At 67.6% G+C, this 15,566-nt stretch carries 11 protein-coding genes and 2 rRNA genes; all 13 read right to left on the reverse strand.

What is annotated here, in order from left to right:
• Window positions 1–16: 16 nt before the first annotated feature.
• The 13 genes from QE374_RS03505 to QE374_RS03565 all read right to left on the reverse strand — a co-directional run bounded on the left by QE374_RS03505 (window position 17) and on the right by QE374_RS03565 (window position 15,492).
• Complete coding sequence (locus tag QE374_RS03505; RefSeq protein WP_309732231.1) at window positions 17–1,096, reverse strand: hypothetical protein; 1,080 nt, start codon at window positions 1,094–1,096, stop codon at window positions 17–19.
• Complete coding sequence (locus tag QE374_RS03510; RefSeq protein WP_309732233.1) at window positions 1,097–2,311, reverse strand: aminotransferase class V-fold PLP-dependent enzyme; 1,215 nt, start codon at window positions 2,309–2,311, stop codon at window positions 1,097–1,099.
• Window positions 2,312–2,399: 88 nt separating this feature from the next.
• The gene (gene xerD, locus QE374_RS03515) at window positions 2,400–3,323 is read right to left on the reverse strand and encodes a site-specific tyrosine recombinase XerD (protein WP_309732235.1); all 924 of its coding nucleotides are present in this window, start codon (window positions 3,321–3,323) and stop codon (window positions 2,400–2,402) included.
• 1 nt (window position 3,324) lies between these two features.
• Window positions 3,325–3,894 (reverse strand): NUDIX hydrolase, encoded by a 570-nt coding sequence (locus QE374_RS03520; protein WP_309732236.1) that lies wholly within the window; start codon window positions 3,892–3,894, stop codon window positions 3,325–3,327.
• Between the two features lie 13 nt (window positions 3,895–3,907).
• Window positions 3,908–5,617 carry a CTP synthase gene (locus tag QE374_RS03525; protein ID WP_309732237.1) on the reverse strand — a complete coding sequence of 570 codons (1,710 nt, stop codon included), beginning with the start codon at window positions 5,615–5,617 and terminating at the stop codon, window positions 3,908–3,910.
• Window positions 5,618–5,631: 14 nt separating this feature from the next.
• A complete protein-coding gene (gene recN, locus QE374_RS03530) occupies window positions 5,632–7,329 on the reverse strand; it encodes a DNA repair protein RecN (RefSeq protein ID WP_309732238.1) in 1,698 nt (565 codons plus the stop codon).
• Window positions 7,326–8,249, reverse strand: coding sequence for an NAD kinase (locus QE374_RS03535; RefSeq protein ID WP_137416637.1), 924 nt, complete (start codon window positions 8,247–8,249; stop codon window positions 7,326–7,328). The genes recN and QE374_RS03535 overlap by 4 nt, the downstream gene beginning before the upstream one ends.
• Entirely contained in the window at window positions 8,246–9,046 is an 801-nt protein-coding gene (locus QE374_RS03540) for a TlyA family RNA methyltransferase (RefSeq protein WP_309732241.1), read from the reverse strand. The genes QE374_RS03535 and QE374_RS03540 overlap by 4 nt, the downstream gene beginning before the upstream one ends.
• On the reverse strand, window positions 9,043–9,192 hold the full coding sequence (locus tag QE374_RS03545; RefSeq protein WP_243228166.1) for a hypothetical protein: 150 nt from the start codon (window positions 9,190–9,192) through the stop codon (window positions 9,043–9,045). Before QE374_RS03545 ends, QE374_RS03540 begins: the two co-directional genes overlap by 4 nt.
• Before the next feature lie 39 nt (window positions 9,193–9,231).
• Window positions 9,232–10,263: an HAD-IIA family hydrolase gene (locus tag QE374_RS03550; RefSeq protein ID WP_309732244.1), complete on the reverse strand. Its 1,032-nt coding sequence runs from the start codon at window positions 10,261–10,263 to the stop codon at window positions 9,232–9,234.
• The gene (locus tag QE374_RS03555) at window positions 10,263–12,080 is read right to left on the reverse strand and encodes a primosomal protein (RefSeq protein ID WP_309732246.1); all 1,818 of its coding nucleotides are present in this window, start codon (window positions 12,078–12,080) and stop codon (window positions 10,263–10,265) included. Before QE374_RS03555 ends, QE374_RS03550 begins: the two co-directional genes overlap by 1 nt.
• 79 nt (window positions 12,081–12,159) lie before the next feature.
• Window positions 12,160–12,276: ribosomal RNA gene (gene rrf, locus QE374_RS03560) — 5S ribosomal RNA — on the reverse strand.
• A 111-nt stretch (window positions 12,277–12,387) separates the two neighbouring features.
• Window positions 12,388–15,492 (reverse strand): 23S ribosomal RNA (locus QE374_RS03565).
• Window positions 15,493–15,566: the final 74 nt, after the last annotated feature.

Here is a 15,566-nt window from a genome sequence, read left to right on the forward strand (position 1 = left end):
GACTAATGCGTCCGGTTCACCGCATCCCCTGCAGCTGATCGACGGACACGACGCCGGGATGCAGCGCACCGTCGGCGATGAGGGTGGGAACGGTCGCCGTGCGGATCTCCTCCTCGACGATCCGCTTTCCCTCGGCGACGATGTCGTGCACCCGATCGGATGCGGCGAGCCGCGCGACGTCCTGGATGCCGGCGGCGTCGTAGCCGGCGTCCGCGAGCCACTCCTGCAGCTGGGACTCAGCCTGCTCCGGCGATGCCTGCTCGTTGAACCACGTCTGCCAGGCGACGCCGTCGGGACGCTCGCCCGTGAAGATGTGCTCGAGGATCCGCCAGTCCGTGCCTCCCTGCGCGGGGACGTCGGCCTGCTCCGTGAGGCGGATGGCGGTGAGGTAGTCGGTGATCAGCGGCGAGTTCGCGAACTTCGGGGCGGCATCCGGTCCGATCGGGTACGGGAGGTAGGCGAGGTTCTGCTCGTCGGGGAAGCCGGCGCTCTCGATGTTGCGGAAGAGCTCGGCGCAGAAACGGCAGCCCGGGTCGATCACCTCGACCGCCACGGGAAGCCCATCGCGGTACCCCCCGGCGTAGCTCGCCGCCTCGGGGAGGTACTCGCGCGCATCCCAGTCCTTCAGCCGGCTCGGGAGTGCGTCGAAGGTCTTGCCGAGCGAGCGGAACTCCGCGGCGAACGCACCGAGGACATCCCCCTTGGCCAGCGCCGAACCGAAGTCATCCGCGCCCGCGTCGATGCTGCACGCGCCCGCCGAGAGGCTGCACGCCTGTGTGTCCTGGGGGTTGCAGGTTCCGTAGACGAAGAGGTTGAGGCCGCTCTTGCCGACGATGTACAGGCTCAGAACGAGCGAGAGCACCATGATCCACGCGGTCACCTCGATCGCGATGCTCGCCGGCCTCACGAGCCGCGGCGCCCGCACGGCGAGGGGCGCGAGCATGCTGTTCTTCACGTCCTCGCGGAACGACGTGTCGCAGGGGCGGAACGTCACGCGCCGGGTGACGCATCGCCAGGCCGTGCCGAGCAGGCGCCGGTACTTGGCGGAGACGGCCGCCAGAACCAGCAGCACGATGAACGCGGCGATGCACAGCATTCAGAGCCCCCTCAGCATCCGGCCGAGCACGTCGAGGCAGCGTGCGACGTCCTGTTCGGTGTTGTGCGCGCCCAGACTGAACCGCACCAGCGGCTCGACCCGTTCGCGTTCGCGCAGCCAGTAGTGCGCACAGAAGTATCCACTGCGTGCGGAGATCCCCGCCTTCGAGAGGAACACCGCCAGTCGGTTGCTGTCGACGCGGTGGGCGCGAAAGGGCACGAGCGCGCCGTCGGAGTCACCGAAGACGCTCAGGTGCGGAATCTCGTCCAACCCCTCCCGCAGCGCACGCGTCAAGCGTCGCTCACGCTGCTCGACGGACTCCCCTGCGGTGCGCGAGTACGACTGGCGCCACCGCAGCGCCGCGCCGAAGGCGAGGATCTCACCCCAGGCCTGCAGGCCGGGTTCGAGGCGGGTATGCGGCTCGTCGAGCAGCACGAAGTCGTCCGCGGAGACCTCCGCCACCTGACCGCCGCCGACGAATCCCACCTCGAGCGACATCAGCAGGGCATGCGTCGCGACGACGACGCCCAGGGACGGCCCGTACGCCTTGTGTCCAGAGAAGCAGATCGCATCGGCCGCGAGAGAGCGCAGGACCTCGGGCGCGTGGGCCATCGCCTGCGCGGCGTCGACGATGACCGCCCCGCCGAGACGGTGGACGTCGGCCACGAGACCCGCCAGATCCGCGGTGACGGCACCGTCCACATTGTTCTGGGCCGAGACGACGACGAGGGCATCGGCGAGGTCGGCGTCGCGGTACATCAGTGCACCGAGCGCGTCGCGCTCGAGCACGACACGATCGATGCCGCGAGCGCGGGCGAAGGCGATGGTACTGAGAAAGACCGCGTTGTGCTCGGTGACCGTCGTCACGACTCGGCGGAATCTGCCGGCGGGCAGCTGTGTCAGCAGGAGGTTCAGGCCGTACGTGGTGTTCAACGTGAACGAGACCGCATGCGTGCGGGAGGTGAGCCCGAGCGTGCGCAGCACCGCCGCGCGCGTGTCGGCGACGCCCGCATCCACCTCGCGCGCGCTCTCGTAGGAGGCGCGGCCGCCGCACGCGTTGCGGGTGCGGAAGTACTCGTCGAACGCCTCGATGACGGGCGTGGGGCGCATCGACTGGCAGGCCGCATCCAGGTACACGGTGTCGGCGGGCAGGTAGGCGAAACCCGGACGGTCCGACGCTCCCTCCCCCATCGTGGTGCGGCGCAGTCTCCTCACCCCTCCGATGATCCGCGGGCGCAGGGCGTGCCGCCCACGGCGGAGCCGTGACTATCCCGGGTGCGCGGGAATCGAGAGCGCGTTCGGCTCAGCGCGCCCGCGGGTGAGCGGCCGCGTAGACGTCGCGGAGGGCGTCGACGCTCACGTGCGTGTAGATCTGGGTCGTCGCCACCGAGGAGTGGCCGAGCAGTTCCTGCACCACGCGCACGTCGGCTCCGCCCTGCAGCAGGTGCGTCGCGAACGAGTGACGCAGCGTGTGCGGCGAGACGTGCGCCTCCAGTCCCGCCCCTTCCGCCGCCTGCTGAAGCACAGCCCACGCGCTCTGCCGCGACAGCGCCGCTCCGCGCGCCCCCAGAAAGAGGCGCGGCGTGCCCCGGCCGCGGCGCGCGAGCTCGGGGCGGGCACGCGTGAGGTAGGCGTCGACCGCGGCGCGGGCGTAGGAGCCGACCGGCACGATCCGCTCCTTCGATCCCTTTCCCCGCACCCGCAGGACCTCGCCGTGCGCGAGGTCGTCCACATCCAGCTGCACGATCTCCGAGACGCGCGCACCGGTCGCGTACAGCAGCTCGACGAGCGCCCGGTCGCGGAGCTGGACCGAGGTGGCCTGATCTGCCTCCCCCGGCGCGGGGCCCGACGCATCGAGAAGCCGTTCGACCTGATCGATCGTCAAAGCTTTGGGAAGCCGCTGCGCGAGTTTGGGCGGTCGGAGATCCTGCGCCGGATCGTCCTCGCGGATCCCCTCGCGCACGAGGAACCGGTGCAGCCCGCGGACCGAGGACTGCAGCCGGGCGAGGCTGGATGCGGCCGGTCGAGGCTCCGCCGACGCCTTCTCCGCGGCGAACGCGGTGACCATCGCCGCATCCACCTCGTCGACGCCGTCGACGCCGCGCTCCGCGAGCCACGCGACATAGGTCGCCAGGTCGCGGCGGTACGCGTCGACGGTGTGGGAGGCCAGCCCGCGCTCGATCGTCACGTGGCGCAGGTACACCTCGACCGCGCGGCCGATGCGCATCTCAGCGGGCCAGGTCGTCCCGGCGGAGCCGTTCGGCCGCGGCGAGCACACCCGAGATGAGGATGCCGTTGCGCACGCCGCCTGCGAGGATCGCTCCGACGACCTCGGCCAGCGGCACCCACCGCGTGACGATGTCCGCCTCCTCGTCGGTGCGCTCGTGCGCGCTGAGCTGGACGAGGTCGCGCGCGAGGAAGACGTGGACGATCTCGTCGCTGCCGCCGGGGCTCGTGAACAGGCTCACGAGAGGCTCGAGGCTGCCCGCGGCGAGATCGACCTCCTCCGCGAGCTCGCGACGGGCCGTCTCGGCCGGGCTCTCCCCCGCCACATCGAGCAGTCCGGCCGGGATCTCCCAGTCTCGGCGACGAATCGGATGCCGGTACTGCTGGATCAGCAGCACTCGGTCCTCGTCGTCAACGGCCACGACAGCGGCCGCCCCGGTGTGGTCGACGTAGTCGCGCACGATCTCGCCGTCGCCGTAGCGCACGACATCCGAGCGCACGTCCCAGACGCGGCCGTGGAAGACCACGCTCGTGTCGACGACCTCGCCGTCGAACCGCTCGTCCTCGATCACGGCCGCGCCCCGATCACGCGTTCTCGACGTCGAACAGCTCGCTCGCGCGGTGGCGATCCAGCGCCGCGCCGACGAGCCCGCGGAACAGCGGATGCGGCGCGGTCGGCCGCGAACGCAGCTCGGGGTGGGCCTGTGTCGCGATGTAGTACGGGTGCACGTCGCGCGGCAGCTCGACGTACTCGACGAGACCGAGGTCGGGGTTCAGGCCCGAGAAGACGAGCCCCGCCTCGGCGAGCTGCTCGCGGTAGGCGTTGTTGACCTCGTAGCGGTGGCGGTGGCGCTCGGAGGCGCGGGTCGAGCCGTAGACCTCCGCCGCGATCGAGCCTTCGGCGAGGTCCGCCGGGTACAGACCCAACCGCATCGTGCCGCCCAGGTCACCGTGGTCGAGGATGTCGACCTGCTCGGCCATCGTCGCGACGACGGGGTGCACGGTGTCGGGGTCGAACTCGCTCGAGGACGCGCCTTCCAGGCCCGCCATCGTGCGGGCGTACTCGATGACCATGCACTGCAGGCCCAGGCAGATGCCGAGCGTCGGGATGCCCTGCTCACGCGCGAAGCGGAGCGCGCCGAGCTTGCCCTCGATGCCGCGGATGCCGAATCCGCCGGGGACGACGATACCGTCGACGTCCGCGAGCGCGGCCGCGGCACCCTCGGGCGTCTCGCAGGTGTCGGAGGGGATCCAGCGGATGTTGACGTGGGTCTCGTGCGCGAAGCCGCCCGCCTTCAGCGCCTCCGTCACCGACAGGTAGGCGTCGGGAAGGTCGATGTACTTGCCGACCAGTCCGATGGTGACGTCGTGCTTGGGGTTGTGCACGGCGTTGAGAACCTGCTGCCAGCGCGACCAGTCGACCTCGGCCGCCTTCTCGCTGAGACCGAGCCGGCGTGCGATGTACGCGTCCAGGCCCTGCTCGTTGAGGGTGGAGGGGATGTCGTAGATGCTCGGCAGGTCGACGGTGTTGATGACGCCCTCGACATCGACGTCGCACATCAGGGCGATCTTGCGCTTGTTGGCGTCGGTGACGGGGCGGTCGCTGCGCAGCACCAGGGCGTCGGGCTGGATGCCGATCGAGCGGAGAGCGGCGACCGAGTGCTGCGTGGGCTTGGTCTTCTGCTCGCCCGACGCGCCCATGAAGGGCACGAGGGACACGTGTACGAAGAACACCGTGTCGCGGCCGAGCTCGTGACGCAGCTGGCGCGCCGCCTCGAGGAACGGCTGGGACTCGATGTCGCCGACCGTGCCGCCGACCTCGGTGATGATCACGTCGGGCTTGGGCGACTCGCTGGCCTGCAGCCGCATCCGGCGCTTGATCTCGTCGGTGATGTGCGGGATGACCTGGACCGTGTCGCCGAGGTACTCGCCGCGACGCTCGCGGGCGATGACCTGCGAGTAGATCTGACCGGTCGTGACGTTGGCCGCCTGGCTCAGCTCGATGTCGAGGAAGCGCTCGTAGTGCCCGATGTCGAGATCGGTCTCGGCGCCGTCGTCGGTGACGAAGACCTCGCCGTGCTGGAACGGATTCATCGTTCCAGGGTCGACGTTCAGGTACGGGTCGAGCTTCTGCATGACGACGCGCAGGCCCCGAGCGGTGAGCAGATTGCCGAGGCTGGCTGCGGTCAGGCCCTTGCCCAACGAGGAGACGACACCGCCCGTCACGAAGATGTGCTTGGTGGTGTCGTCGTTGTTCGTACCGTGGGAGAGGCCTGAGCCGGAAGAGTTCGTCACGGGCTTCTATCCTATCAGTGGGCGGGGCCGGCGAGGGCGAGCAGCTCGCGCGCGTGTGTGAGTGCTGCGTCGGAGTCTGCCAAACCCGAGAGCAGTCGCGCCATCTCCGCTTCCCGCTCGGCTCCCGTCAGACGCCGGACGCTGGACTGGGTGACGGAGCCGTCGTTCTGCTTCACGACGCTGAGATGGTTCGTCGCGAACGCCGCCACCTGGGCGAGGTGGGTCACGACGATCACCTGCGAGGTCTCGGCGAGGCGGGCCAGGCGCCGACCCACCTCGATGGCGGCGGCGCCGCCGATTCCCGCATCCACCTCGTCGAAGACGAACGTGGGCACCGGATCGGTCGCGGCGATCACGACTTCGATCGCGAGCATGACGCGACTGAGCTCGCCGCCCGACGCCCCCTTCGACACGGGGCGAGGAGCCGCTCCCGGATGCGGGGCGAGGAGGATCGCGACCTCGTCGCGTCCTGCGGCGGATGCGGGCGTCTCACTCACCTGCACGTCGACGCGGGCGTCGGGCAGGGCGAGGGCGTGCAGCTCCTCGGTGACATCGGCGGCGAGGCGCCCCGCCGCCTTGCGACGCGCCGCGGTCAGCGCCGTGGCCGCGGCGTCGAGGCGCTCGACGACCTGCGCGCGCTCGGCGCTCAACCGCTCGACGCGCGAGTCGTCGTCGTCGAGCTCGGCCAGGCGGTCGGCGCCGTCGGCGGCGAGTGTCAGTGCGGCTTCCAGGCTGCCGTGGGCGCGCACGAGCGCGGCGAGCACGCTGCGGCGCTCCTCCACCGCGGCGAGCTCGGCAGGTCCCGTCTCGTCGAGATCGGCGAGATAGCCCGCGACGGTGCCGGCGAGATCGACGATCCGGTACGAGATCTCGGCGGCCTGCTCCGCCATCGCCGCGACGGCGGGGTCGGCGTCGGAGACGCGTTCCAGGGCGCGACGCGCCTCGGCGACGAGCATGGATGCATCGGGGGCGTCGTGTTCGCTGGCGAGCGCCTCATGTGCGAGAGCCGCCGCGGCTCTGAGCTCTTCCACGTTGGCCAGCAGCTCGGCGCGCGCCGCCAGCTGCACGTCCTCCCCCGGCTGGGGGGCAGCGGCCTCGACCGCGGCGAGATCAGCGCGCAGCTGCTCCGCCTCGCGCAGCCGCTCGTCGCGGCGCTGGACCAGCTCGGTGAGTTCCGCATCCAGTTCACGCACCCGGTCGTACGCGCGCCGATACTCCGCCAGCGGGGCGGCGACGCTCTGTCCCGCGTAACGATCGAGGGCATCGCGTTGCGCCGCCCCGGAGCGCAGGCGAAGCTGGTCGGACTGTCCGTGGACGGCGACCAGGAGATCGGCGAGGTCCGTGAGCACGCCGACCGGTGCCGACCTGCCGCCCACCGTGGCGCGGCTGCGTCCCTCGGCGCTCAGAGTGCGGCCGAGGAGAAGCTCGGCGCGGTCGCCTGCGACCGGGTCCAGGTCTCCGCCCGCCTCGCGGACGCGGTCGGCGGCAGCACCGTCGGCATCCACGAGCCAGACGCCCTCGACCGCCGCGGCGGAGGCGCCCGAGCGAACGACCCCGGAGTCGGCCCGCGCGCCGAGCAGGAGCCCGAGCCCGGTGACGACCATCGTCTTGCCCGCGCCGGTCTCGCCCGTGATGGCGGTGAAGCCGGGGCCCATGGGCAGCGTGGCGTCGGCGATGACGCCGAGCTCTCGCAGGCGTATCTCCTCGATCACGCCGTGACCTCGCCCGCCGGTCCCCGCCATCCGGTGACGGGCAGGTGGAACTTCTGCACGAGGCGCTCGGTGAACGCCGGCGGATGCAGGCGCGCGAGACGCACCGGCTCCGAGGAGCGGCGGGCGACGACGCGCGCCCCCGGCGGCAGTTCGTGCGAGCGACGGCCGTCGCACCAGAGGATGCCGGTGCCGTGCGTCCGGGCCAGCACTTCGATCGCGACCGCGGCCTCCGGTCCGACAACGAGCGGCTTCGCGAAAAGCGCGTGCGCCGACAGCGGGACCACCGAGATGGCTTCCACCGTCGGCCAGATGATGGGGCCGCCGGCGGAGAAGTTGTAGGCGGTCGAACCGGTGGGGGTCGCGATGACGACGCCGTCGCATCCGAAGCTCGAGAGGGGGCGCCCGTCGATCTCCATGACGACCTCGAGCATCCGCTCGCGGCTCGCCTTCTCGACGGTCGCCTCGTTCAGCGCCCAGGTGCTGTAGATGACCTGCCCGGAGGCGTCCTTGACCCGCACCGACAGGGCGAGGCGTTCTTCGACCCGGTAGTCGCGGGCGATGACCCGCGCCACGGCCTCGTCCATGTCGTCTCTCTCGCTCTCGGCGAGGAAGCCCACGTGCCCCATGTTGATCCCGAGCACGGGGGCGGTGCCGCTGCGGACCATCTCGGCCGCGCGGAGGATCGTGCCGTCGCCGCCGAGCACGATCGCGAGCTCGATCTCGTGCAGGGGCACGTCGACGCCCAGCACGGCCAGGTCGGCGCAGCGCGGCAGCACTTCGGCGAGCTCGTCGCGATCGTCTTCGGCCAGCACGGGGGTGGCGCCCGCGGCGCGCAGGGCCGAGATCACCCGATCGGCCGCCTCGACGGTGTCTGCGCGGCGCGCGTGGGCCACCACGAGGATGTGGCGCGGATCGGTCATCGCACTCCCGTCAGCTCGGTCACAGTGCTCTCCCATTCTGACGGAATGCGCCCGCCGGTGCGCCCGAGATGCACGAGGTACTCCTGGTTGCCGTGCGTCCCGACCACGGGAGAGGCGATCAGGCCCGCCGTCTGCAGGCCCGCGTCCCACGCCTGCCAGAGCACGGTCGAGATCGACTCCGCCCGCTGGGCCGGGTCAGTGACGAGACCGCCGCGCACGGCGGTGCGGCCCACCTCGAACTGCGGTTTGATGAGCAGCACGATGTCGCTCGTGTCGGTGACCACCGAACGCACGGGTTCGAGCACGTGGGACAGGGAGATGAACGACAGGTCTCCCGTGACGATCTCGGGCGTGTACGGCATCCCCGCGGCCTCGGCGAGGGCGGCGGAGTCCATGAAGCGGACGTTGAACCCCTCCACGGCGATCACGCCGGCATCCCGGCGCACGCTCTCGGCGAGCTGGTCGTGCCCCACGTCGACGGCGAGCACCGGCTCGGCGCCTCGCTCGCGGAGCACCTGGGTGAACCCGCCCGTACTCGCGCCCATGTCCAGGGCCGCGCGTCCGGCGACGTCGATCTCGAACGCGTCGAGCGCGGCGAGGAGCTTGTGTGCGGCTCGACTCACATAGTGATCGGATGCGGCGACGGCGATCTCGGCGGACTCGGGGACGCGATGCGAGGGCTTGACCACGGCGGTGCCGTCGACCGAGACGAGGCCCTGCGTGATCAGCGCCGCTGCGTGTGTGCGCGAACGCGCGAGCCCGCGCGCGGCGACGGCGGCGTCGAGACGCTCGGTCATCCGGCGTGCGGTCCGGAGTCGAGGCGGCGAGCGATGTCGTCGAGCAGGACCGCGTAGGCTGCGGCACGGTCTCCGAGGGGCTGCTGCTCGATCACCTCGAGTGCGGGCAGCAGATCATCGGCCGGCTCCGTGGGTTCTGCGTGCATCACCCCAGGATACGGCTCACCCCCCGTACGGACGGTGCGTCAGGGCCGATGGAACGGATCCGCGTACAGCTCCTCGGGCACCCGGAAGCCGAAGATCGCCCGACCTGTCGACCAGATGGCCGCAGCACCCGCGCGCACGAGATCGATCGGACGCGAGCCCGCGGACAGGATGCGGAGGTCCGCCCCGTCCACGGCGACGCGCGCATCGCCGACGATGGTCACGTCGCCCTTGACCTTGGTCTGCGGGTAGGGCTCGTGCAGTTCGCGGAGGTCCCCGAGGATGAAGTCGGGTCGCGAAGTGGAGGGTGCGGCCAGGACGTGCTTGGGCCGGTCGATGCCGGTGAGCACGAGCGCCGACGGGATGCCGGCGGCCTGCGCGCCCGCGATGTCGGTGTCGAGACGGTCGCCGATGAAGAGCGCGCGGCGCGCGTCGAACCGGGCGAGTGCCTCTTCGAAGATGGGTGTCTCGGGCTTTCCCGCGACGACCGCGAGACGGCCGATGGCGGTGTGGACCGCGGAGACGAGCGTTCCGTTTCCGGGTGCGATGCCCCGGGCCTGCGGGATGGTCCAGTCGGTGTTGGTGGCGATCCAGGGGATCCCGCCCTCATCCTCGGGCGTCTTGAGGGCGAAGGCAGCCTCGGCGAGATCCGCCCACCCCACGTGCGGCGCGAAGCCCTGCACGACGGCGGCCGGGTCATCCTCGGCCGAGCGCGTGACGACGAAGCCGGCCTTCTCGAGCTCGACGACGAGGCCCTCGCCGCCGACGACGAGGATCGTCGCGCCGGCGGGGACACGGGTGCGCAGCAGTCGCACCGCGGCCTGCGGGCTCGTGACCACGTCGTCGGCGGTCACGGTCAGACCGAGCTCGCTCAGGTGCGCGGCGACGCTGGCGTCGGTGCGAGATGCGTTGTTGGTGATGAAGCCGAGTCGACGTGTCGCCGCGACGGTGTTCAGCGCGTCGACGGCGTACGGCAGCGCACCCGCGCCGGCGTACACGACGCCGTCGAGGTCGGCCAGCACGGCGTCCACTCCTTCGAGCGGAGTGGGAGCGGAGCGACCGAACAGTGCCATCAGCGCTCCTGGTCCTGGTCGTCGTCCACGGTCGTGGAGCTCTGCGCGTCGGCGGCCGCATCCGCGGCGGCGAGGAGTTCCTCCACCTCCGCGGCGATCGAGTAGTCGTCCTCGTCGTCCTGGTCTGCGTCGTCGTCGATGTTCTCGTCGGTCTCGGCCTGGACTTCCTCGTCCGCGTCGGCCGCGTCGACGGCGGCGTCCTCGGTGAACTCCTCGTCGAAGATCTCCTCGACGTAGATCTCCTCGTCGGATCCGTTGCCCGCTGCCTCGTCGAGTGCTTCGGCGGCGATGTCCGCCCGCCGCGTCCACTCGGCAGCTTCCTCGTCGCGACCGAGCTCTTCGAGCACCGCCGCGCGGGCTGCGAACAGAGCGGGGCTCCACTCGAAGGCGCGGTCGGGGTCGAGCTCGGGGATGTCCAGTTCGGCGAGGGCACGCTCGGTCTCACCGAGGTCCAGCCGCGCGCCGGAGAGCGCGATCGCGAGGGAGACCCGCACCGCGACCGGGAGCGTGTTCCGCTCGACGGCGCGACCGACCTCGATCGCACGGTCGGGCCGCCCGACACCGCGCTCGCTGTCGACCATGAGCGCGATCTGATCCTCATTGCCGGAGATCCGACGGTAGGTGCGCAGCTCGCGCAATGCGAGCGCGTAATCGCCGGTCGCATAGGCGGTGATGGCGACGCTCTCCCGCACGACGGCGATCCGGCCGGCACGACGGGAGGCCGCGAGGGCGTGCTCGTGCGCGCGCTGCGGGTCCTCGTCGATCAGGCGGCCGGCCATCACCAGGTGGCGAGCGACTTCCTCGGCGTTCTCCTTGCTGAGCGTCTTGAGTTCGTTACGGGCGCTGGGATGCAGATCGCGCGCCGTGATCTCCTCGGGAACCTCCGGCTCCGCCACCTTGGCCGCGCGGACCGCATCGCGCTGCGGCGGACGCGAGGAGCGGTCGGAGTCGTAACCGCCGCGGTAGGGGCGGTCACCACCCTCACGGGGACGGTACGGACGGTCGCCGCCTTCGCGCGGACGGAACGGACGGTCGCCGCCTTCGCGCGGACGGAACGGGCGGTCACCACCCTCACGAGGACGGAACGGGCGGTCGCCGTCCTGACGGGGACGGTCGGACTGCGCACCATCACGCGGACGATACGGGCGGTCGCCGCCTTCGCGGGGACGGAACGGGCGGTCGCCGTCCTGACGGGGACGGTACGGGCGGTCGCCGCCTTCGCGGGGACGGTACGGGCGGTCGCCGCCCTCGCGGGGACGGAACGGGCGGTCGCCGTCGCGACGGGGACGGTCGGACTGCGCGCCATCGCGCGGACGATACGGGCGGTCACCGTCCTGACGGGGGCGATACGGGCGGTCGCCACCCTCGCGCGGACGGAACGGACGATCGCCATCGCGACGGGGACGGTCGGACTGCGCGCCATCGCGCGGACGATACGGGCGGTCACCGTCCTGACGGGGGCGATACGGGCGGTCGCCGTCCTGACGGGGACGGTCGGACTGCGCGCCATCACGCGGACGATACGGGCGGTCACCGTCCTGACGCGGACGATACGGGCGGTCGCCACCCTCACGGGGACGGAACGGACGATCGCCATCGCGACGGGGACGGTCGGACTGCGCACCATCGCGCGGACGGTACGGACGGTCGCCGTCCTGCCGCGGACGGTAGGGACGATCACCGTCCCTACGCGGACGCTCCGAGCCCTGGCCATCCTGGCGCGGACGGTAGGGACGGTCGCCGCCCCGGTTCGGGCGGTCTCCGCCGCGGGCGCGCGAAGACTCCCGACGCTGCTCGTTGTCGTCGTTGTTCGTCATTCGCTCTCTCCTCGCGACGTAAAACCCCTGGGAAAAACAGAAATGGCCACCCAGCTTTGGGTGGCCATTTCTAAAAGGAGTCCGGCGGTGTCCTACTCTCCCACAGGGTCCCCCCTGCAGTACCATCGGCGCTGAGAGGCTTAGCTTCCGGGTTCGGAATGGGACCGGGCGTTTCCCTCTCGCTATGGCCGCCGAAACACTATTGATGTTTCAAGTCATGCACACAACAAAAGAATGTTGTCTGCGGTTCTCGACCGTACATCGAGAACCACTCAGTGGACGCGAACAGCTTCAGTTCAAACGAAGTGTTATCAAGTCATCGGCTTATTAGTACCAGTCAGCTACACGCATTACTGCGCTTCCACATCTGGCCTATCAACCCAGTAGTCTGGCTGGGAGCCTCTCACCCGAAGGTATGGAAGTCTCATCTTGAGGCCGGCTTCCCGCTTAGATGCTTTCAGCGGTTATCCATCCCGAACGTAGCTAATCAGCGGTGCTCCTGGCGGAACAACTGACACACCAGAGGTTCGTCCAACCCGGTCCTCTCGTACTAGGGTCAGATCCTCTCAAACTTCCTACGCGCGCAGCGGATAGGGACCGAACTGTCTCACGACGTTCTAAACCCAGCTCGCGTACCGCTTTAATGGGCGAACAGCCCAACCCTTGGGACCTACTCCAGCCCCAGGATGCGACGAGCCGACATCGAGGTGCCAAACCATGCCGTCGATATGGACTCTTGGGCAAGATCAGCCTGTTATCCCCGAGGTACCTTTTATCCGTTGAGCGACAGCGCTTCCACAAGCCACTGCCGGATCACTAGTCCCGACTTTCGTCCCTGCTCGACCTGTCAGTCTCACAGTCAAGCTCCCTTGTGCACTTACACTCGCCACCTGATTGCCAACCAGGTTGAGGGAACCTTTGGGCGCCTCCGTTACTTTTTGGGAGGCAACCGCCCCAGTTAAACTACCCACCAGGCACTGTCCCTGAACCGGATTACGGTTCGAAGTTAGATATCCAGAGTGACCAGAGTGGTATTTCAACAATGACTCCACAAACACTGGCGTGTCTGCTTCACAGTCTCCCACCTATCCTACACAAGCCACACCGAACACCAATACCAAGCTGTAGTAAAGGTCACGGGGTCTTTCCGTCCTGCTGCGCGTAACGAGCATCTTTACTCGTAATGCAATTTCGCCGAGTTCGCGGTTGAGACAGTTGGGAAGTCGTTACGCCATTCGTGCAGGTCGGAACTTACCCGACAAGGAATTTCGCTACCTTAGGATGGTTATAGTTACCACCGCCGTTTACTGGGGCTTAAATTCGCAGCTTCGCTTACGCTAACCGCTCCTCTTAACCTTCCAGCACCGGGCAGGCGTCAGTCCGTATACATCGTCTTGCGACTTGGCACGGACCTGTGTTTTTAGTAAACAGTCGCTACCCACTAGTCTCTGCGGCCACCACACCCTTTTCGGAGCAAGTCCGTATAAGTGGATGGCCCCCCTTCTCCCGAAGTTACGGGGGCATTTTGCCGAGTTCCTTAACCACGATTCTCTCGATCTCCTTGGTATTCTCTACCTGACCACCTGAGTCGGTTTGGGGTACGGGCAGCTAGAACCTCGCGTCGATGCTTTTCTCGGCAGCATAGGATCACCCACTTTTTATCCGCATCGTGTCTCAGCCGAACGAGTCGCGGATTTGCCTACGACTCAGCCTACGCACTTGCCCCGGGACAACCATCGCCCGGGTTGGGCTACCTTCCTGCGTCACACCTGTTAATACGCTAACCGCACCAGCATGGGGTCGAGCGTTCACCAAGACGGCATCACCCCGAAGGGATCCACACATTCCTGGCTAGGACTCTTAGCACCACTGGATTAGCTTGGGCGGTTCTTCGCCGGTACGGGAATATCAACCCGTTGTCCATCGACTACGCCTGTCGGCCTCGCCTTAGGTCCCGACTTACCCAGGGAAGATTAGCTTGACCCTGGAACCCTTGGTCTTTCGGAGGACGTGTTTCTCACACGTCTTTCGCTACTCATGCCTGCATTCTCACTCGTGTAGCCTCCACGGCTGGTTCACACCGCCGCTTCGCTGGCCACACGACGCTCTCCTACCCATCAACACGGCTGGACCACGAAGGCCTACCAATAATGTCAATGCCACAACTTCGGTGGCGTGCTTGAGCCCCGTTACATTGTCGGCGCGGAATCACTTGACCAGTGAGCTATTACGCACTCTTTCAAGGGTGGCTGCTTCTAAGCCAACCTCCTGGTTGTCACAGCAACTCCACATCCTTTCCCACTTAGCACGCGCTTAGGGACCTTAGTTGGTGGTCTGGGTTGTTTCCCTCTCGACTATGAAGCTTATCCCCCACAGTCTCACTGCTGCGCTCTCACTTACCGGCATTCGGAGTTTGGCTGACGTCAGTAACCTTGTAGGGCCCATCGGCCATCCAGTAGCTCTACCTCCGGCAAGAAACACGCAACGCTGCACCTAAATGCATTTCGGAGAGAACCAGCTATCACGAAGTTTGATTGGCCTTTCACCCCTATCCACAGCTCATCCCCTCAGTTTTCAACCTAAGTGGGTTCGGTCCTCCACGACGTCTTACCGTCGCTTCAACCTGGCCATGGATAGATCACTTCGCTTCGGGTCTAGGACACGCGACTGAATCGCCCTATTCAGACTCGCTTTCGCTACGGCTACCCCACACGGGTTAACCTCGCCACGTATCGCTAACTCGCAGGCTCATTCTTCAAAAGGCACGCTGTCACCCCTACTAAGGAGGCTCCAACGGTTTGTAAGCAAACGGTTTCAGGTACTATTTCACTCCCCTCCCGGGGTACTTTTCACCTTTCCCTCACGGTACTTGTCCGCTATCGGTCATCTGGGAGTATTTAGGCTTATCAGGTGGTCCTGACAGATTCACACGGGATTTCTCGGGCCCCGTGCTACTTGGGATACTCTCCACGCCAGAACACGCATTTCGACTACGGGGCTGGCACCCACTATGGCTGGCCTTTCAAGACCATTCGTCTATACGCTTCTGTCACGTCGATCACCCGGCAGGATGATCAAGAAAGTCCCACAACCCCCAACGTGCAACGCCTGCCGGCTATCACACACGCTAGGTTTAGCCTCTTCCGATTTCGCTCGCCACTACTCACGGAATCACGGTTGTTTTCTCTTCCTGTGGGTACTGAGATGTTTCACTTCCCCACGTTCCCTCTACCCGCCCTATATATTCAGGCGGGAGTCACTAGGTCGGCACGCCGCCCAGCGGGGTTTCCCCATTCGGACACCCTCGGATCAAAGTGTGCTTATCCACTCCCCGAGGCTTATCGCAGATTGCTACGTCCTTCTTCGGCTCCAGATGCCAAGGCATCCACCGTTTGCTCTTAAAGACTTGAAATCACATGAGTTTGAATCGTCAACTCGAAAATTGACTAAATGATCTAAAAAAGATCACCTGTGAAATGAATCCGA

This window comes from Microbacterium sp. SORGH_AS_0428 (assembly GCF_031453615.1).
Lineage (GTDB): Bacteria > Actinomycetota > Actinomycetes > Actinomycetales > Microbacteriaceae > Microbacterium.